The sequence below is a fragment of the Tenacibaculum sp. DPLXC6 genome, assembly GCF_056815515.1.
The window spans coordinates 1,458,033-1,473,434 of record NZ_CP141806.1; the positions used below are offsets into that span (position 1 = coordinate 1,458,033).

The 15,402-nt window shown below is 28.9% G+C and carries 12 protein-coding genes and 1 tRNA gene; 7 read left to right on the forward strand and 6 right to left on the reverse strand.

The features are described from left to right. Positions 1–55 precede the first annotated feature (55 nt). Positions 56–502 (forward strand): GNAT family N-acetyltransferase, encoded by a 447-nt coding sequence (locus VCM48_RS06580; protein WP_482272049.1) that lies wholly within the window; start codon positions 56–58, stop codon positions 500–502. Positions 503–648: 146 nt separating this feature from the next. Continuing rightward, positions 649–1,260: an aspartyl/asparaginyl beta-hydroxylase domain-containing protein gene (locus VCM48_RS06585; RefSeq protein ID WP_482272050.1), complete on the forward strand. Its 612-nt coding sequence runs from the start codon at positions 649–651 to the stop codon at positions 1,258–1,260. A gap of 54 nt (positions 1,261–1,314) precedes the next feature. On the opposite strand, the gene trxB is transcribed toward VCM48_RS06585, so the two are convergent. Next, complete coding sequence (gene trxB, locus VCM48_RS06590) at positions 1,315–2,253, reverse strand: thioredoxin-disulfide reductase (protein WP_440122437.1); 939 nt, start codon at positions 2,251–2,253, stop codon at positions 1,315–1,317. A 221-nt stretch (positions 2,254–2,474) separates the two neighbouring features. Here trxB and VCM48_RS06595 point away from each other — a divergent pair. The 5 genes from VCM48_RS06595 (at position 2,475) to VCM48_RS06615 (ending at position 6,744) form a co-directional block, all read left to right on the forward strand. Then, positions 2,475–2,549: transfer RNA gene (locus tag VCM48_RS06595), tRNA-Pro, on the forward strand. Between the two features lie 116 nt (positions 2,550–2,665). After that, positions 2,666–3,529, forward strand: a complete 864-nt coding sequence (locus tag VCM48_RS06600; RefSeq protein WP_482272051.1) for an AraC family transcriptional regulator — start codon at positions 2,666–2,668, stop codon at positions 3,527–3,529. 80 nt (positions 3,530–3,609) lie between these two features. Next, entirely contained in the window at positions 3,610–4,245 is a 636-nt protein-coding gene (locus tag VCM48_RS06605; protein WP_482272052.1) for a class I SAM-dependent methyltransferase, read from the forward strand. 3 nt (positions 4,246–4,248) lie between these two features. Continuing rightward, positions 4,249–4,968 carry a DUF2490 domain-containing protein gene (locus tag VCM48_RS06610; protein WP_482272053.1) on the forward strand — a complete coding sequence of 240 codons (720 nt, stop codon included), beginning with the start codon at positions 4,249–4,251 and terminating at the stop codon, positions 4,966–4,968. Between the two features lie 96 nt (positions 4,969–5,064). Further along, complete coding sequence (locus VCM48_RS06615; protein WP_482272054.1) at positions 5,065–6,744, forward strand: helix-turn-helix domain-containing protein; 1,680 nt, start codon at positions 5,065–5,067, stop codon at positions 6,742–6,744. A 69-nt stretch (positions 6,745–6,813) separates the two neighbouring features. On the opposite strand, the gene VCM48_RS06620 is transcribed toward VCM48_RS06615, so the two are convergent. The 5 genes from VCM48_RS06620 to VCM48_RS06640 are packed head-to-tail and all read right to left on the reverse strand — an operon-like array spanning position 6,814 to position 15,332. Beyond that, the gene (locus tag VCM48_RS06620; protein ID WP_482272055.1) at positions 6,814–7,977 is read right to left on the reverse strand and encodes a lanthionine synthetase LanC family protein; all 1,164 of its coding nucleotides are present in this window, start codon (positions 7,975–7,977) and stop codon (positions 6,814–6,816) included. A 1-nt stretch (position 7,978) separates the two neighbouring features. Further along, positions 7,979–10,180 carry a peptidase domain-containing ABC transporter gene (locus VCM48_RS06625; RefSeq protein WP_482272056.1) on the reverse strand — a complete coding sequence of 734 codons (2,202 nt, stop codon included), beginning with the start codon at positions 10,178–10,180 and terminating at the stop codon, positions 7,979–7,981. After that, on the reverse strand, positions 10,167–13,256 hold the full coding sequence (locus VCM48_RS06630; RefSeq protein WP_482272057.1) for a lantibiotic dehydratase: 3,090 nt from the start codon (positions 13,254–13,256) through the stop codon (positions 10,167–10,169). Before VCM48_RS06630 ends, VCM48_RS06625 begins: the two co-directional genes overlap by 14 nt. 1 nt (position 13,257) lies before the next feature. Beyond that, positions 13,258–14,202 carry an LLM class flavin-dependent oxidoreductase gene (locus tag VCM48_RS06635; protein WP_482272058.1) on the reverse strand — a complete coding sequence of 315 codons (945 nt, stop codon included), beginning with the start codon at positions 14,200–14,202 and terminating at the stop codon, positions 13,258–13,260. Next, the gene (locus tag VCM48_RS06640) at positions 14,199–15,332 is read right to left on the reverse strand and encodes a lanthionine synthetase LanC family protein (RefSeq protein WP_482272059.1); all 1,134 of its coding nucleotides are present in this window, start codon (positions 15,330–15,332) and stop codon (positions 14,199–14,201) included. The genes VCM48_RS06635 and VCM48_RS06640 overlap by 4 nt, the downstream gene beginning before the upstream one ends. Between the last annotated feature and the right edge of the window lie 70 nt (positions 15,333–15,402).

Below are 15,402 nucleotides of genomic sequence, written 5' to 3' on the forward strand. Positions count from 1 at the left end.
ATAGATCATCAAAGTCGCTTTTTGTATTTTTATAGCTTGAGTAAAAATTGAAAAAGTGAATTATAAAATAGATACTATAAACAAAACTGAATATCAAGAAGTAGTTGATGTATGGGAAGCTTCCGTTAGAGCTACACATCATTTTTTAAAAGAAGAAGACATCGCTTATTTTAAACCTCTTATTTTGAATACGTATTTGGATGCAGTAGAATTAAAGTGTATTAAAATCAATAATAAAATAGTAGGTTTTTTAGGTGTTGCTGAACAAAATTTAGAAATGCTTTTTATCCACCCTGAATATAGAGGTAAAAAGGTAGGTAAAGCCTTATTAGAATACTCAATTGACAAATTGAATGTAGATAAGGTAGATGTAAATGAACAAAATGAGCAGGCTGTTGGTTTCTACCAACATTTTGGTTTTAAAACTATCAACCGTTCAGGGCTAGACACTACAGGAAAACCTTATCCTATTTTACACATGCAGTTAAATAATACTCTCTAAAAGAGCTTAAGAGTTACTACTAATAACTTTAGTTCCTAAAATTAAAACAGAAGAATTAACTTTATCAAAATGTAACACTTGTGAAGAAAGTTTAACTTTTTGTAGTTTTACAATATACTAACCTAAACTTTTATAAACATACGTCTATGGAAACAGTTACTACTAAAACAAGTAATACTTTTAGTGATCGTATTAAGCTGCCTTTTAACTTTGATACAACCAAAATGCTTGAAGAAGCTAAAGCTTTACAATTGGATAATTTTGAATATTATAATGTAATTGCTTTACGCTCGCCTGCACACCTAGTTGATACATCATTACCTTTCCCTCCTCCTGCAGAAGATTATGCTGATGGTTCGTGGACAGATTGGTTAGATACTAATGCTTTAAAAAAGTCTCCATATTTGACTAGTGTTATTGATTTTTTTAAAGAAAATACTACAGTAACTTTAGTACGATTACTTCGATTAGCTCCACATTCAACAGTTAAAGAACATACGGACCCTACCTTAGGTTTAGAGGTTGAAAGATCAGTAATTCGGCTTACAATACCTATTCTTAACAATGAAAATGTAACTTTTTATTTAAATAACACTCCCGTAATTATGAAACCGGGAGAATGTTGGTATATGAGACTTACCGATCCTCATAAAGTTATTAATAATGGTGATGAAGAACGTATAAACCTTACCATAGACATGATTCCTAACGATTGGATTAGAAGGGTTATTAAAGAAAGTGGACAAAATTCTAAATAAAATAAAAAGGGTACGCTAATACGTACCCTTTTTTGTTTTATATAACTTTATAGTCTATTCTAAAGCTCCTAAATAACGTTCTGCGTCTAAAGCAGCCATACAACCTGTACCTGCTGCTGTTACTGCTTGACGGTATTCTTTATCTTGAATATCACCAGCGGCAAAAACTCCTGGTAAGTTTGTTTTGGTAGATTTACCTTTTGTTATTAAATATCCTGTTTCATCCATATCTAATAAACCTTTGAATAAATCAGAGTTTGGTTTGTGACCTATCGCAATAAATACACCTGTTACAGGAATTTCTGTTTTTTCACCAGTTTGGTTATTAACAGCACGAACTCCTTCAACAACATTTTCTCCTAATACCTCATCAATTTCAGTATTATACATAACAGTAATATTTTCTGTTTTGTTAACACGGTGTTGCATTGCTTTAGAAGCACGCATATAATCTTTACGTACTAACATAGTAACTTTACTACAAATATTTGCTAAGTATGTTGCTTCTTCTGCTGCAGTATCTCCTGCTCCAACAACAACAACATCTTGTCCTTTATAAAAGAAACCATCACAAGTAGCACAAGCTGAAACTCCACCACCAATTAAACGTTGCTCGCTTTCTAATCCTAAATATTTTGCAGTTGCTCCTGTAGATATAATTATAGTTTGCGCTTCTATTTCTGTCGATTCATCTACAGTTACTTTATGAGTTCCTCCTTCTTCTTTAGAAAGCTCTACTTTAGTAACCATTCCAAAACGAACATCTGTTCCGAAACGCTCTGCTTGACTTTTTAAATCTTCCATCATTGCTGTACCATCAGTACCTTTTGGATATCCTGGGAAATTATCTACCTCAGTTGTCGTAGTTAATTGTCCTCCCATTTGCATTCCTGTATACATAACTGGTTTCATGTCTGCTCTCGCTGCATAAATAGCTGCTGTGTAACCTGCTGGACCAGACCCAATAATCAAACATTTAATTTTTTCTGCCATTATCTTGAATTTTTGAAGTTACAAATGTAATTTTTTTTTATTTCTAGTTATCTGCTTTTAAATATATTTTAACTATCGTCTTATAAAATCAAATTATTTAATAAATATTTCATTTTTTTATTTGTTGTTTGCTTTTTTTTTCTACATTTGCAGTCCCAATTATTCGGGGTGTAGCCTCTCATTTTTATCGAGATAAACTACACTACGAATTTTACACTTTTCGGGGTGTAGCGTAGCCCGGTCATCGCGCCTGCTTTGGGAGCAGGAGGTCGCAGGTTCGAATCCTGCCACCCCGACTAAAAAGTCCTAAAAATCAAATGATTTGTAGGACTTTTTTATTTTTTAGAATTACTTATTATTCCTTGCTCTTTTTCTACTTAAATTTGTGTTGCTTTAGTTTCATTCTAATATCATGAAAACCATCCCCGTAAGACATTTAAAGACTTCTCAAAAAGAACCTAACCTATCTGGTGATTTTATGATTAAGGATCTTCAGGAACTTCTTAACGGAAAAGATATGGTTCACGAGCTTCACAGGCACGATTTTTACTTCTTTTTAGCATTAAAAAAGGGGATAGGAAACCATGAAATAGATTTTATTAGTTATGATGTTACAGATTATACTGTTTTTATAGTCCGCCCTGGTCAAGTGCACGAATTAGAATTAAAAAGTAACAGCGAAGGTTTTATGATTCAGTTTAATACTGATTTTTACTATCCTTTTGATAAAAGAATGAATTCTCTATTACAAAAAGTAAGTACTTCAAATTACTATCAACTAGAAGAAGACTTTTTTTTAAGAATTAACCTTTTATTGACCTCTATTTTTTCAGAATATAAAGATAAAGCTGAAGCATATAAAGAAGTTATAAAGTCTAATCTTCATATTCTTTTTATAGAACTACTAAGGTTAAAAAGCACCAACAATAAAGATTCTAACACTAAGGATCTATATATTCAAGAATCTCTTGAAAAATTTCTACATTTATTAGAAACAAATATTACTAGTATAAAACAAGTTTCTAAATATGCTAGTATGTTAAATCTATCTAACTACCAGTTAAATACTATAACTAAACAGACTTTAGATAAAACAGCTTCAGAAATTATTAATGAACAAATTATACTAGAATCTAAAAGGTATCTTTTAGCATCTTCCAATCAAATAAATCAAATAGCATATCATTTAGGCTATGAAGATGTTTCTTATTTTATACGTTTTTTTAAGAAACATACTGGTTACTCTCCTGAAGCTTTCAGAAAAAAACTAACATAAGTACAATACTACTTTACAATTATCCTATCCTAGAGGCTTAGACTAAATATACTTTTACATCATATAAATCAAATTAAAATATGATGACAAAAGGTGATTTAAAGTATAAAGAGTTTTGGAATGAAAAATATCAAAACACCACCTTTGCCTATGGCAAAGAACCCAACTTATTTTTTAAAGAAGAGCTTCAAAAAATAAGAACTGGAAAAATCTTATTACCTGCTGACGGAGAGGGTAGAAATGGTGTATACGCTTCAAAATTAGGTTGGGATGTTACTGCTACCGATTTGAGCATAGAAGGAAAAAGTAAAGCTCTAAAATTAGCCAACGAATTCGGTATAGATCTACAGTATATTGTAGGCGATATACAAAACCTTGAATTTCCAAAAGAATCTTTTGATGCTATTGGTTTAATCTACGCTCATTTTACAGCTTGGAAAATTTCTGCAATTCATCAAAAATTAGTTACACTTCTTAAATCTGGAGGATACATAATATTCGAAGCGTTCAGTAAAAATCATTTAAAATATCAGAATGATAATCCAAAAATAGGTGGGCCAAAAGATATAGATATGCTTTTTTCAGTAGAACAAATACAACAAGATTTTACTGGTTTTGAAACTCAAGTTTTAGAAGAAGAGGAAGTTTTTTTGAATGAAGGAAACTCCCACAATGGCAAAGGAAGTGTGATTCGCTTTATAGGTAAAAAACTCTAGGCAATGATGAAAAAGTTGCTAGCTGTAGTATTTCTATTTATAGTTTTTAAGAGTAATGCCCAAAAATCCGACCAGTTTAATTCATGGTGGTACTATTCTGGCAAGTATCAATTAACTGAAAAATTCAATCTTGAAACCTTATACTCTTGGAGTAGACATAATTTTGTTAAGGACTGGCAGCAGTCAAAATTAAGACTTGGTACAAGTTATGATCACTTAAAAAATATAAGTTTTGGTGCTGGGTATGAATGGGTAGTTCTCTTTCCTTATGGAGCACACCCTGTTCCTAAGAAAAGAATAGAGCATCGTATTTATGAGTACTTTACCATAAAAAATAAAATTAAAAAAGTTTCCGTTAATTATGGAATGCTATTAGAACAGCGTATCATGAAAGACAAAACAAGACACCGATTACGATTAGTATTTAGTACAAAAACACCAATCATATGTTCTAAAGAAGGTAAAACAATAATAGGTTTATCATTCTCTAATCAAGTATTTTTAGATGTTGACAAGTACGCAAACAATAAAAACTTTAGTCAGAACAGAATTTATGGTGCTGTTGATATTCCTTTAAATAGTGCTTTGGCATTAAGTATAGGATATATGAATCAATACATAATTATAAAAGAAAACCGTATTGAAAACAACCATACTTTAATGATAAAACTATCTCACAAAATTGATTTCAGAAAGAAAAAGAATCAGTTTAGTTTACTATAATTTTTAGAAAAATAAACACAAACACCTTACATTTGTGTTTATTTTTTTATTACAATGACTCACTAGAAATAGTGCTGATAAGAATACTTAATTAGTATGATAATTAATTCCCCTATCTCAAAGCTAAAAACTATACATTACTTTGTTTTTTGTGTATTATTACTTTCTTCTTTTATTATCCAAGCCCAAGAGAGTCAGCCTTCACATAACAACACCATAGCTAATATTGATTTAGCTAAAAAAAAGTGTAACTACTACCTAAACCTCTCTCGAGAAGCCTATAATAAAGCTAATGTTGAAAATTTTAAAAAGTATAACGATTCTATTTTATTAATTACTCAAAATTTTAAAGAGTTAAAAGACGTAGAAATAAAATCTATTATAAATCATGGTATCTACTATAATGTTACTGATTCCTATGAAAAAGCTCTTGTAGAGTTCCATAAAGCTCTTGATTTTAATAAAGCTAACCTCAATAACGAAGTAACAGAAGTTAACATATTAGTTAATCTTGCTAATGTTTACAGTCAAATAGACAAGCCTGATAAAGTAATTACTTACATGGAAAAAGTACTTGCTTTGACTGAAAAAAATAATGTATCTGATATTATTAAACTAGCGGCATACAACGGACTAGGCAACAGCTATACTAAAAAAGAAAATTACGAGAAAGCATTAGCCTATTTACATAAAATGAAAACCTTAGCTGAAAGCATAAACAATGTTCAAGCTGTTAATGCTGCTCTTGATAATATTGGGTATTCTTATTTTCAACAAGAAGAGTGGGACAAGGTTATAAAAACAGCTAAAGAATCATTAGCATACTCTAAAAAAAACGGATTACCTAAAAGACCTGTTGCTCTCCTTAATTTAGGAATGTCTTACGTTAAAAAACAAGAAGCTAACAAAGCTATACCTTTATTAAATGAAGTTTTAGTAATAGCTACTAATAGAAAAGATCTTGAGCTAGAAAAGGAAGCTCACTTACACTTAGCTAAAGCTTATAAGTTATTAGGTGATTTTAAAAACTCTCATAAAGAACAAGAAAATTATGCTGAAATAATGAAGGTTTTATTAAAGGAACAGTCAAATGCTGCTCTTCTTGATTTAAAACATGATTCCGATACTGAAAAACAGAATATAGAATCAAAATTAAATTCTTTAGCTTCTATTGAGAATAAAAAAAGTAATTTGCTTATTAGTGGCGGAGTTTCAATTCTTTTTTTAGGAGGGTTACTCTTTTTTTATATCCGCAAAAAGAAAACTATTGAAGCTGACCGTGAGCTATTTAAAAAAACAAATTCCTTACTTCAAAACGAAAATAAAGCTTTAAAAGCCAAAATACTAGAGTTTGCCACTGTAAAAAAAGAACAATCTCCAAAAACTGTTCAGTACAAAAATTCTTCTTTAACAGAAAAAGATAAAGATTACTACATGAAATTGATTCTTGATTACATGGAGACAAAAAAGCCTTATCTTGATTTTGAAATTAATCAATCAGAATTAGCTTCTAAACTCTCTATGAGCAAGCACCACCTATCTGAAGTTTTAAACCTTTGTTTCGATCAAAATTTTTATCAGTTCATCAACCTGTATAGAGTAAACGAAGCACAAAAGATAATGAAAGATCCTGATTATAAAGATTATAAAATTTTAGCAATTGCCTACGAAGCTGGTTTTAAAAGTAAAACCTCCTTTAACCGTGTTTTTAAAAATCATACTGGGTTTACACCTTCTGATTTCCGAAAACAACAATTAAGTGAACTGGCTGTTTAAGTTTTCCTGCTTACCCCTATTTTAGAATCTTAAACACTGTTTATCAACCCTATACCTTCTAGAACATGTTTAAAAACTATATCCTAAAAAAGTTAAAAAATCAAAATTTAAATCTTTATTAAAATTAAGAAGTGCTGTTCCTACACCTATAATTCCATGTGACATAGACAACTGAGCATTTATATCAAACTTATTAAATGTTGTGTCAAACCCAGCCCATTCATTATCATGCCTTTTATGTTCTTTTGTTTTTGTATACCAGTAGTCTATTGAATCATTAAGAAAATCTTCTTCTAATTCTTTTCTAAACTTTTTTAATAAAGAAGCTATCCCTAATGAACCATAAAATAAATTAGCATCGGTAAGATACTTATTTTCATCATCTTTAAATTTTGATGCATTCTTTAAAGTCTCAACTACAAGCTCTTTGCTTTCTTCTAAACCAGATATTTTTGCAGCCTTATGCAAACTATAAGCTACTCCTAAATCTCCATAATTTAAACCAAAAGAAAAAGACTTTGCATCTTTTACATCATCTGTACAGAAAGGAAAAATAAATGTTCTTTTTTCTAATTTTGAATTAACAACATATTTTACTGCCTTTTTAATTAACTTTTTTACTCTTTTTTTCTCTACTCCTAACTCATGCAATTCAACTAAAAAATCTATAATTCCAGCAACACCATGTTTTATTCCTAACTCTACCAAAAACCTTCCTTCTCTTTCTATGTTGGAAACCCAAAAAATACTATCTGTTTTTTTATCTTCTTTTGCTAATTTTTCTATTTTTTCAAGAATTAACACAAATAATTCGTCATAATTTCTACCAGAATATTTAGCTCTATTTACAAAGTAATTTCCATATTTTAAAATTCCAGTAACAGGGTTAAGATTATCTTCTTTCAACTTGTCTATTAACAAATCTTGAAGAGTTGGGTCATAACCTTCAAAATAAAACTCTACATCTTCTCTATTTATTACGTTTTCTTTCACATAATAATCTAATAAAACTCCTATCTCTATTATATCTGCTATAATATCACTACCCTTATAATCTTCGTTTAAACCACTAATAGCTTTTTCAAGAAAAAACATATTTTTTTCATAATCACCTTTACAATGATAAAAAAGAGAAACTCCTGCTACTCCGTTGACAACTCCCATAGAAGTCAATATCTTATAATTATTATTAATTGAATCTTCTATTTCTAAAACTATATTATTTGTATCCATGTTAACTTCCTAATTCTAATTGATTTTTTACTAAACTGAAGTAATCTCCTTTTATACCTACTAGCTCATCATGACTTCCTACTTCGCTAACTTTACCTTTTTTTAATACTACAATCTGATCTGCATGTTTTACTGTACTTAACCTGTGAGCAATAATTACAACTGTTCTACCTTTAAAAAAGTTAAAAAGATTATCGTGAATAACTTTTTCATTTTCAGCATCTAATGCGGAAGTAGCTTCATCAAAAAACATATAATGAGGGTTTTTATAAACTGCTCTAGCTATTAAGATTCTTTGTTTCTGTCCTCCAGACAAACCACTACCTGAAGCTCCTATCTTTGTATCATAGCCTTGTGCTAATGAATCAATATACTCATCAATATTGGCTATTTTCGCAGCCTCTTTTAATCTTTTATAATCTATTTCTTCATCTGCAGTTGCTATATTTCTTTTTATTGTATCTGAAAAAATAAAACCATCTTGCATAACCACACCGCAATGTTTTCTTAAACTTTTTGGCGAAATATTTAAAATATTCTGGTCATTATAGCTTATATGTCCACCAATGGAATTATAAAACCTTAATAATAGTTTCATTAGTGTCGTTTTTCCACTTCCACTCGCTCCTACAATAGCTGTCACTTTTCCATCAGGAACATACAAGTCAATATTATTGAGAACGAAAGGAGACCTTGGTCCTTCATATTGAAAAGAAACATTACTTAACTTTATTCCTCTGTTTGAATCTTCTTGAGATAGTTTTAACTCTGAATAAGATTCTTTTTCTTCAGGGTCTTCATTTTGTACTTCATTTAATCTTGACAAACTTAACTTTGCATCTTGTAATGATCTTAAAAAATTAATTAACTGATCAACAGGAGAGTTCATCATACCTATTATATAAGAAATACTTAATAAAACCCCTAGGGTCATTTCTCCATTTACAACCAAAATTGCGGTATAAAAAGAGACTAAAATGTTTTTTACATGGTTTATAAATGTAAATCCTGATGTTTGAATTTGATCTAGTCTTAATATTTTTAAATTTATATTAAACAACCTATCTTGAACAGTTTTCCATTGATTACACTTATACTCTTCAAAAGAGTTTAACTTCATTTCTGTTACCCCATTTAATATCTCATAAATTGTTTCTTGATTATTACTATTTTCAATAAACCTGTTATAATCTAATATTTTTCTTTTCTTCAAAAAATAATGAGACCATAGCACAGACAAAACTGTTAACGAAGTATAAATTATCAAGATTGTCAAATTATAATATGCTAGCACTCCAAAGAATACTGAAAAAGTAATCATTGAAAAAAATGTAGTTATTGATTGTGATGTTAAAAAATATTCTATCCTGTCATTATCCTGTATCCTTTGTTGAAAATCACCTATAAGTTTTGAATCAAAGAATTTTAATGGTAAATCTAGCGTCTTTAATAAAAACTCAGATATTATTTTAATACTTATTTTAGTTCCCACAACCAGTAAAGACCAGTTCCTAAAAATCTCGATAACAATTACTCCTAGATATAAACTTAACTGAGAAAATAAAATGTATTGAATATAGTTTACATCTTTTTTATCGATTCCTTTATCTATTAAGTATTGTGTCAAGAAAGGAAAAATCATATTTACCAAGCTTCCCAAAAGCATTAACACAAAAACAAATACTAGCTTTTTTCTATGGCTCTTAAAAAAGTCTAAGAAATATTTTAATGATATTTTTTCTGGTTTTTTAAACTCAGTGTTTACAAACTTATTTTGTGGTTTTAAAAACAATGCTACTCCTTTACCATTTTCTCCAAGCCATGACTTTGAAAATTTCTCATCATTCAAATTCACAAAACCATGAGCTGGATCTGCTATTTGCCATTTCTTTTTACCTCCTAATAGGTTTGTTTTTTTATGATTTTTAAGAACTACAAAATGGTTGTTGTTCCAATGTAGAATACACGGATAGTTTAAGTTATCTATATCCTTGAGTTCTTCTAAGCCTAGTGTTGCTGAAAAAGTTTCAAATCCTATTTTTTTGGCAGCCTCATCTATTCCCAATAACGAAACTCCTTCTTTAGTGATATAACATTTTTCTCTTAAAAAGTTTAATGAAATATCTTTTCCGTAATGATTGGCAACCATTCCTAAACAAGATGGTCCACAATCCATTTTATCATATTGTCTAATAAGCTTCATTTTCAACTTGTTTTTGGTTATACTTCCTCATACCGATTGCCTGGTTATAATACCTTTCTAAAATTCCATACATTATAAGTTCATGAAATCTTGGATTCGCTTGAACAAACCTATTTACATGCATATGGATATAACTCCACAATAAATCATCTAAATTTTCTTTAACTTCTGAACTAAGCTGAATTTTTTCTAACTCTTTAAATCTTTTCTCATAAATTTCATTTAATTCTCCGTCTGAGATGTTTAGAATGTTACTTACTTCTTTTCTGAATTTCCTAAACTTGTTATTCACATCTTTTTTTATCGTTTTTACTCTTCCATATTCTACCCAAAAACTATTAAACATTCTATCTATTATTCTATGTCTTTCTTCTAAGTCAATATTAAAAGCATTAAAAAAGTCGTCTATAGACTTCAGTACAAAAAGCCACCTCTTACTCTCTCCTTTTTCTTTCAAAAATTTTAGCATATCTATGGTGTATTCGGAATCTATATGAAATATTGTTTCAGAGTTTTCAATATTTTTCCAATGATATCTTTCTAGCTCTCTGTTGTAAGTTGATAGATCTAACTTCCAAATTTTGTGCTCTTTTAATAAATCGGAAAGCTCGTTATAAACTACTTTTGATACTTCAGAGTAATTTTTCTCATCTTTTAAATGAAACCTTAATCTTAAATGAAAATCAGGATCTGTGAAACGAATGAAAAACCACTTATCTATAATTCCTTTTGCCTTTAATTTAGATGCTACTCTTGAGATATTCTCTGTTAAAAGCTGATCTGATGTTATCCTTCCTGTATATAACTTAAAATAAACCCACTCATCTCCATAGATGAAAGTTCGTTTTACATCATTAAATTCTTTTTCTTTATTAGCATTTATTTTAGATATGTTTTTCAGTACTCCAAGTTCTTTTTGAGACTTAACTACCCCTATATATTCATTTGCGAAAGTGTTTGTTGTATCACACATATTATAAACACACTCTGCAACTCTAACTATTTTGCTTTTTACTATTTCTTTATATAAGATTTCTAGTGTATTAATATTTTCTATATCAATAATCATCTTTTCTTCTCCTCCACTTATAATATAAATGTGTTTAGGTATCTCTTTCTTTAAAAGATCTACCTTTAGATCTTCTATTGTTTTATAATTTTCTTTTTTTAGTAACCAAGTTGCTTTTCTTAACACTAAATCACTTCCATAAGTTATTCTTGGACAATAATCTAGATCCCCTATATTAAATCCTCCAAAATTTATTGAATAATCATTCTGTCTATCTTGAGATTGTAAATCACATAAAAAATGATAAATTGGTAGTGAGTTGTAATGATAGTTTTGTGCTGAACTTAAAAAAGGAACCACTTCTTTATTTTCTTTTTTAGATCTTAAAACTATTCTATTCCTTTTTAAGCTAATATATAAGTCATTTACATCAATAACTTTAGTATTGTCTGAAGCTTTAGAGATTATACTTACTTCTGCATCTCTATTTACTTTTCTAATTAGTATATTCCCTGCTCTATTGTTAGGTAGGTGAATTACTTCTGCTACAATTTTATTTTTAAGTAATGATTTTTCAAAGTCAGTAACCTTATTTATCATCTCTTGGACTTCCGTATCGCTATTACTAAATCTTCCTATTAAATTTGTTCCTGTAGTTCCTCCAACATGTTTAAGATATACTTTATCGTTAGCATAAGAATAAGATATTGAAAAGGCTCCATTTTTTATCTCATTAGATTGCTCAAACACTCCTAAATCTTCTCGAGCGATGTCTATTTCTTTTTTTTCTGGGTTTTTAAACAATAAGTTAAGCCAAAAATTATGCACTTTAGTTTCTACTTTTCTTTCTGATGTTATTTTTCGAACCTGAGGCATAGTTACATCATCTATCAAATCTGAAAACACCACCTCATCTTTCAAATGAGGTAAATATCCTATTCCCAATTCATTATCTAGAGCCTCTACTAAAGCAACTTCCTTATCTTCATATCTATTATAAAAATTTCTTTTAAACACAGTTAAATTGGAGTCTCCTTTTATATTTTTTTTAGACACTTTAGATAAAACTCCCATTAATTTATTTAACTTAAAGTCTACCTCTTTTAAGTTAGTCGTATTGTTTTCTACCTTCTTAAAGTTAGAGTTTATAACATATTTTTCTTTGAAGTTCACTCCTACCTTTCTTAATTCTTCAAAAACGCTTTTATAAACATCTATAGGATTAAAAACATTATTATCTAGCTCAATTAATTTTTCTTTAACTTTTTTTAATGATAAAAAAATCATTTTTAAATCCTGATCTCTATCTATTATTAAGGCATTTTCCTTATAAAAATCAACTACCTGACTCAAGAGGTCTTCTTCATTCAATTGAGCTTCAAAAGAGCTTATATAAATTTTAGAGTTTATTAAATCTAGTAAATAAGCATTCACCTCCTCTTCTTCAACACCATTAACTAAATCTAAAATCATCTTTTTTAACTCTCCAAAAGTCATCATATCATTTTCATATGATAATAAGTAATCAATTAAATCATCACTATCAATAGAAGAGAGTGTGTAGCTTATATTTCCGTTAGAGAATTTTGGTTCTATATATCTATATTTATCTCCTACTTTGTATACCGTATTATTTCTTCTATATTTTACCGTCTGTATAATTAATGGGTGTTGGTTAAGGTGGTTTAATAAATTTAACAAGTACTCTAAATCTATGCTTGAATATCTTTTATACTCTTTTTCATTTCTTTTATTACTTTCTGCTGTCAAGGTACTATAGGAAGTAAAAAGCCCAAAAGGCACTGTATTAGAAACCGACCTTAAAAAATACTTAAGTATTGCCTCATTAATTTTACCTCTCTCTTTATTTTTTTCTACAACTTTACCCCATTCTTCATATAAACTAGGAGAAGATAAATAAACAGCTTCTGAAAACTTTTCATTATAATATAATGAGTCTATAAAATCGTTTAGTTCTTCTTTCTTTTGCGGAATTTTATTGTAGTTATTTAAAGAAAATAATGGTTCTCTAACTATTCTAGTGGGTAGTAAACTTATATTTTTCATCTTAATACGTTTTAAGCACTTCTAGTGATGTTAATTCTTTTATTAATTCTAAGTTTTCTAACTTAGCTTCTATATCTTTTTCGGTATCGCATATTATGATTTCATTTACTCCATATGCCTTTTGAATTTGCTCTAGTTTTTCTAAGAAATTATATTTGTTTACCGAAATAATTTTTAATCCTTCTCTTCTATTTTTGTATTTCTTCTCCTCTTGCTCTACTTCTTCTTGTGTTTTTGAAAAAGTAACTGCAATTGCTATTGATGCTTCAGGAATTTCTCTATTTACTCGGTAATACTCTTCTTTATATTGTAGTAACCCTTTTAAATCTTCATCATATTCAAACACATCTAAACCATGCATTAGAGACCTACATATATTTAATTTATTTTTTATTGCTAGATCTTTTCTTTTATAGCTGTTAGATAGATACCACAATGAGGGTGTAGTTCCTTTAAATGGAGGGAGTATAATCTTGCTTTCGTTGTAATTCTTTTCTTCTTCGTGTAGTAATTCGCATATCGCTTGAAGATTTTTATCGTACATCGTATTTTCAAATGTGCTATTATTTAAATTGAAAAAATTATGTTGATGTGCATTTTCTGGGCGCCCTTTAGACAAACCAAAATCAATTCTATCATTGTAAATATTATTGAGTAATTTGTAGTTTTGAACTAAAGAGTATGGAGAATAATAACCTATTAAAGATCCAGCTGATCCAACTCTAATATTTTCTGTCATACCAGCTATTAATGTTATTAAAATTTCTGGATTGTTATATGGATGTATAGCACTTGCTCTATGGTGTTCTGTAAGCCAAAACCTTGAGAAGCTTAACTCATCTGCTCTACATGCGTAAGTAAAAATATCTTCTATAGCATGCATTGAATTCTGTTTATTACTAGCAGCAAATTCTAGTATTCCTATTTTTAATGTATCATCAATCATAATAGTAGTATTTTTGACCAATTGAACTCTTCTTCTCTTTCAAACTCTAAAAGAGATAAAGTAGTTGCTGGCAGGTTATTTAAAAAGTTAAGAGGGTGTTCTTTAATTGTGTTCTCTGTAAGAAAACTCAATGTTTTTTTATACCAAAAGTGGGATGCTTCTTTATATTTTGAGTTTCCTGTTTTATTATACAGGTACTTATACATTCCTAAAACTCCAGAGCTTCCAAAGTAAAATCGGTGATCCCATACCCTAGTGTGTTTTTCTTCTTTTTTTTCTATGCTCTCTAAAGCTATTTTATCTGCAATAGCTAGTAATTCTTTTGTTTTAAATTTTTCTTTTAAGGAGTAAATTAATGTTGAAAAGTTTACATCGCTATTTGACCAAGCTAAAACAGCTCTATAGTTTAAACCTTTTTCAAACTCATTTCCTTTATGAACACTCCTAGGCAAGTAATATTTTTTGCCTTTTATAATATGGTATTCATTATTTTTTATAATAACTAGTATTTTATCTAGTAAATATTTTACAATGTTTTCTGCTCTTTTATCATCAACATCATTTAACACTTTAATTATAGCACAAATACCGTGTGCGTACCCCATATGAACCCCTTCTATATAGCTATATTCATTGTAAAAGAAAAAGTCATTTTCTTTTTCAAGTTCTTTCTCTAAAGTTTCTAAGATTTTATCTATTTGCTCACTTGCATTCACTGAGTTTAAATAAAATAAGATTCCAAATGGTCCTCTAACAAAATCAAAATTCTTCTCCTGGATTAATTTTATAGCATCATCTACAACAATTTTATTAATCTCTTCTATTTGAGACCAATACTCTTGATCCAATACTTTCTCATTTATCAGTTCTTTCAAAGCATAGCCTAAGCCACTTAACCCGTTTTCAAAAGTTGAATCGTACATTAAACTAGATGTTCCTTCTTCTATATTGGTAAAAATGTTTTCTAAATATTCTTCTACTTTCTTTAAATACTCTTCTTTATTAAAGATTTTAAATAGATTTAGATAATAATAAACCAACCCTAACTTCCCGTTTAATAAACTATCTGAAGTAAAGTTTTTCAAATTAGCATCATCTATACTTTTTATTAATTGATTTGTTATTCTCATTTGTTCTTATTTTTAAAATACAGCAGCATTAAAACTGCTGTATTATTCTTCTTAATAAGCTATACTTATA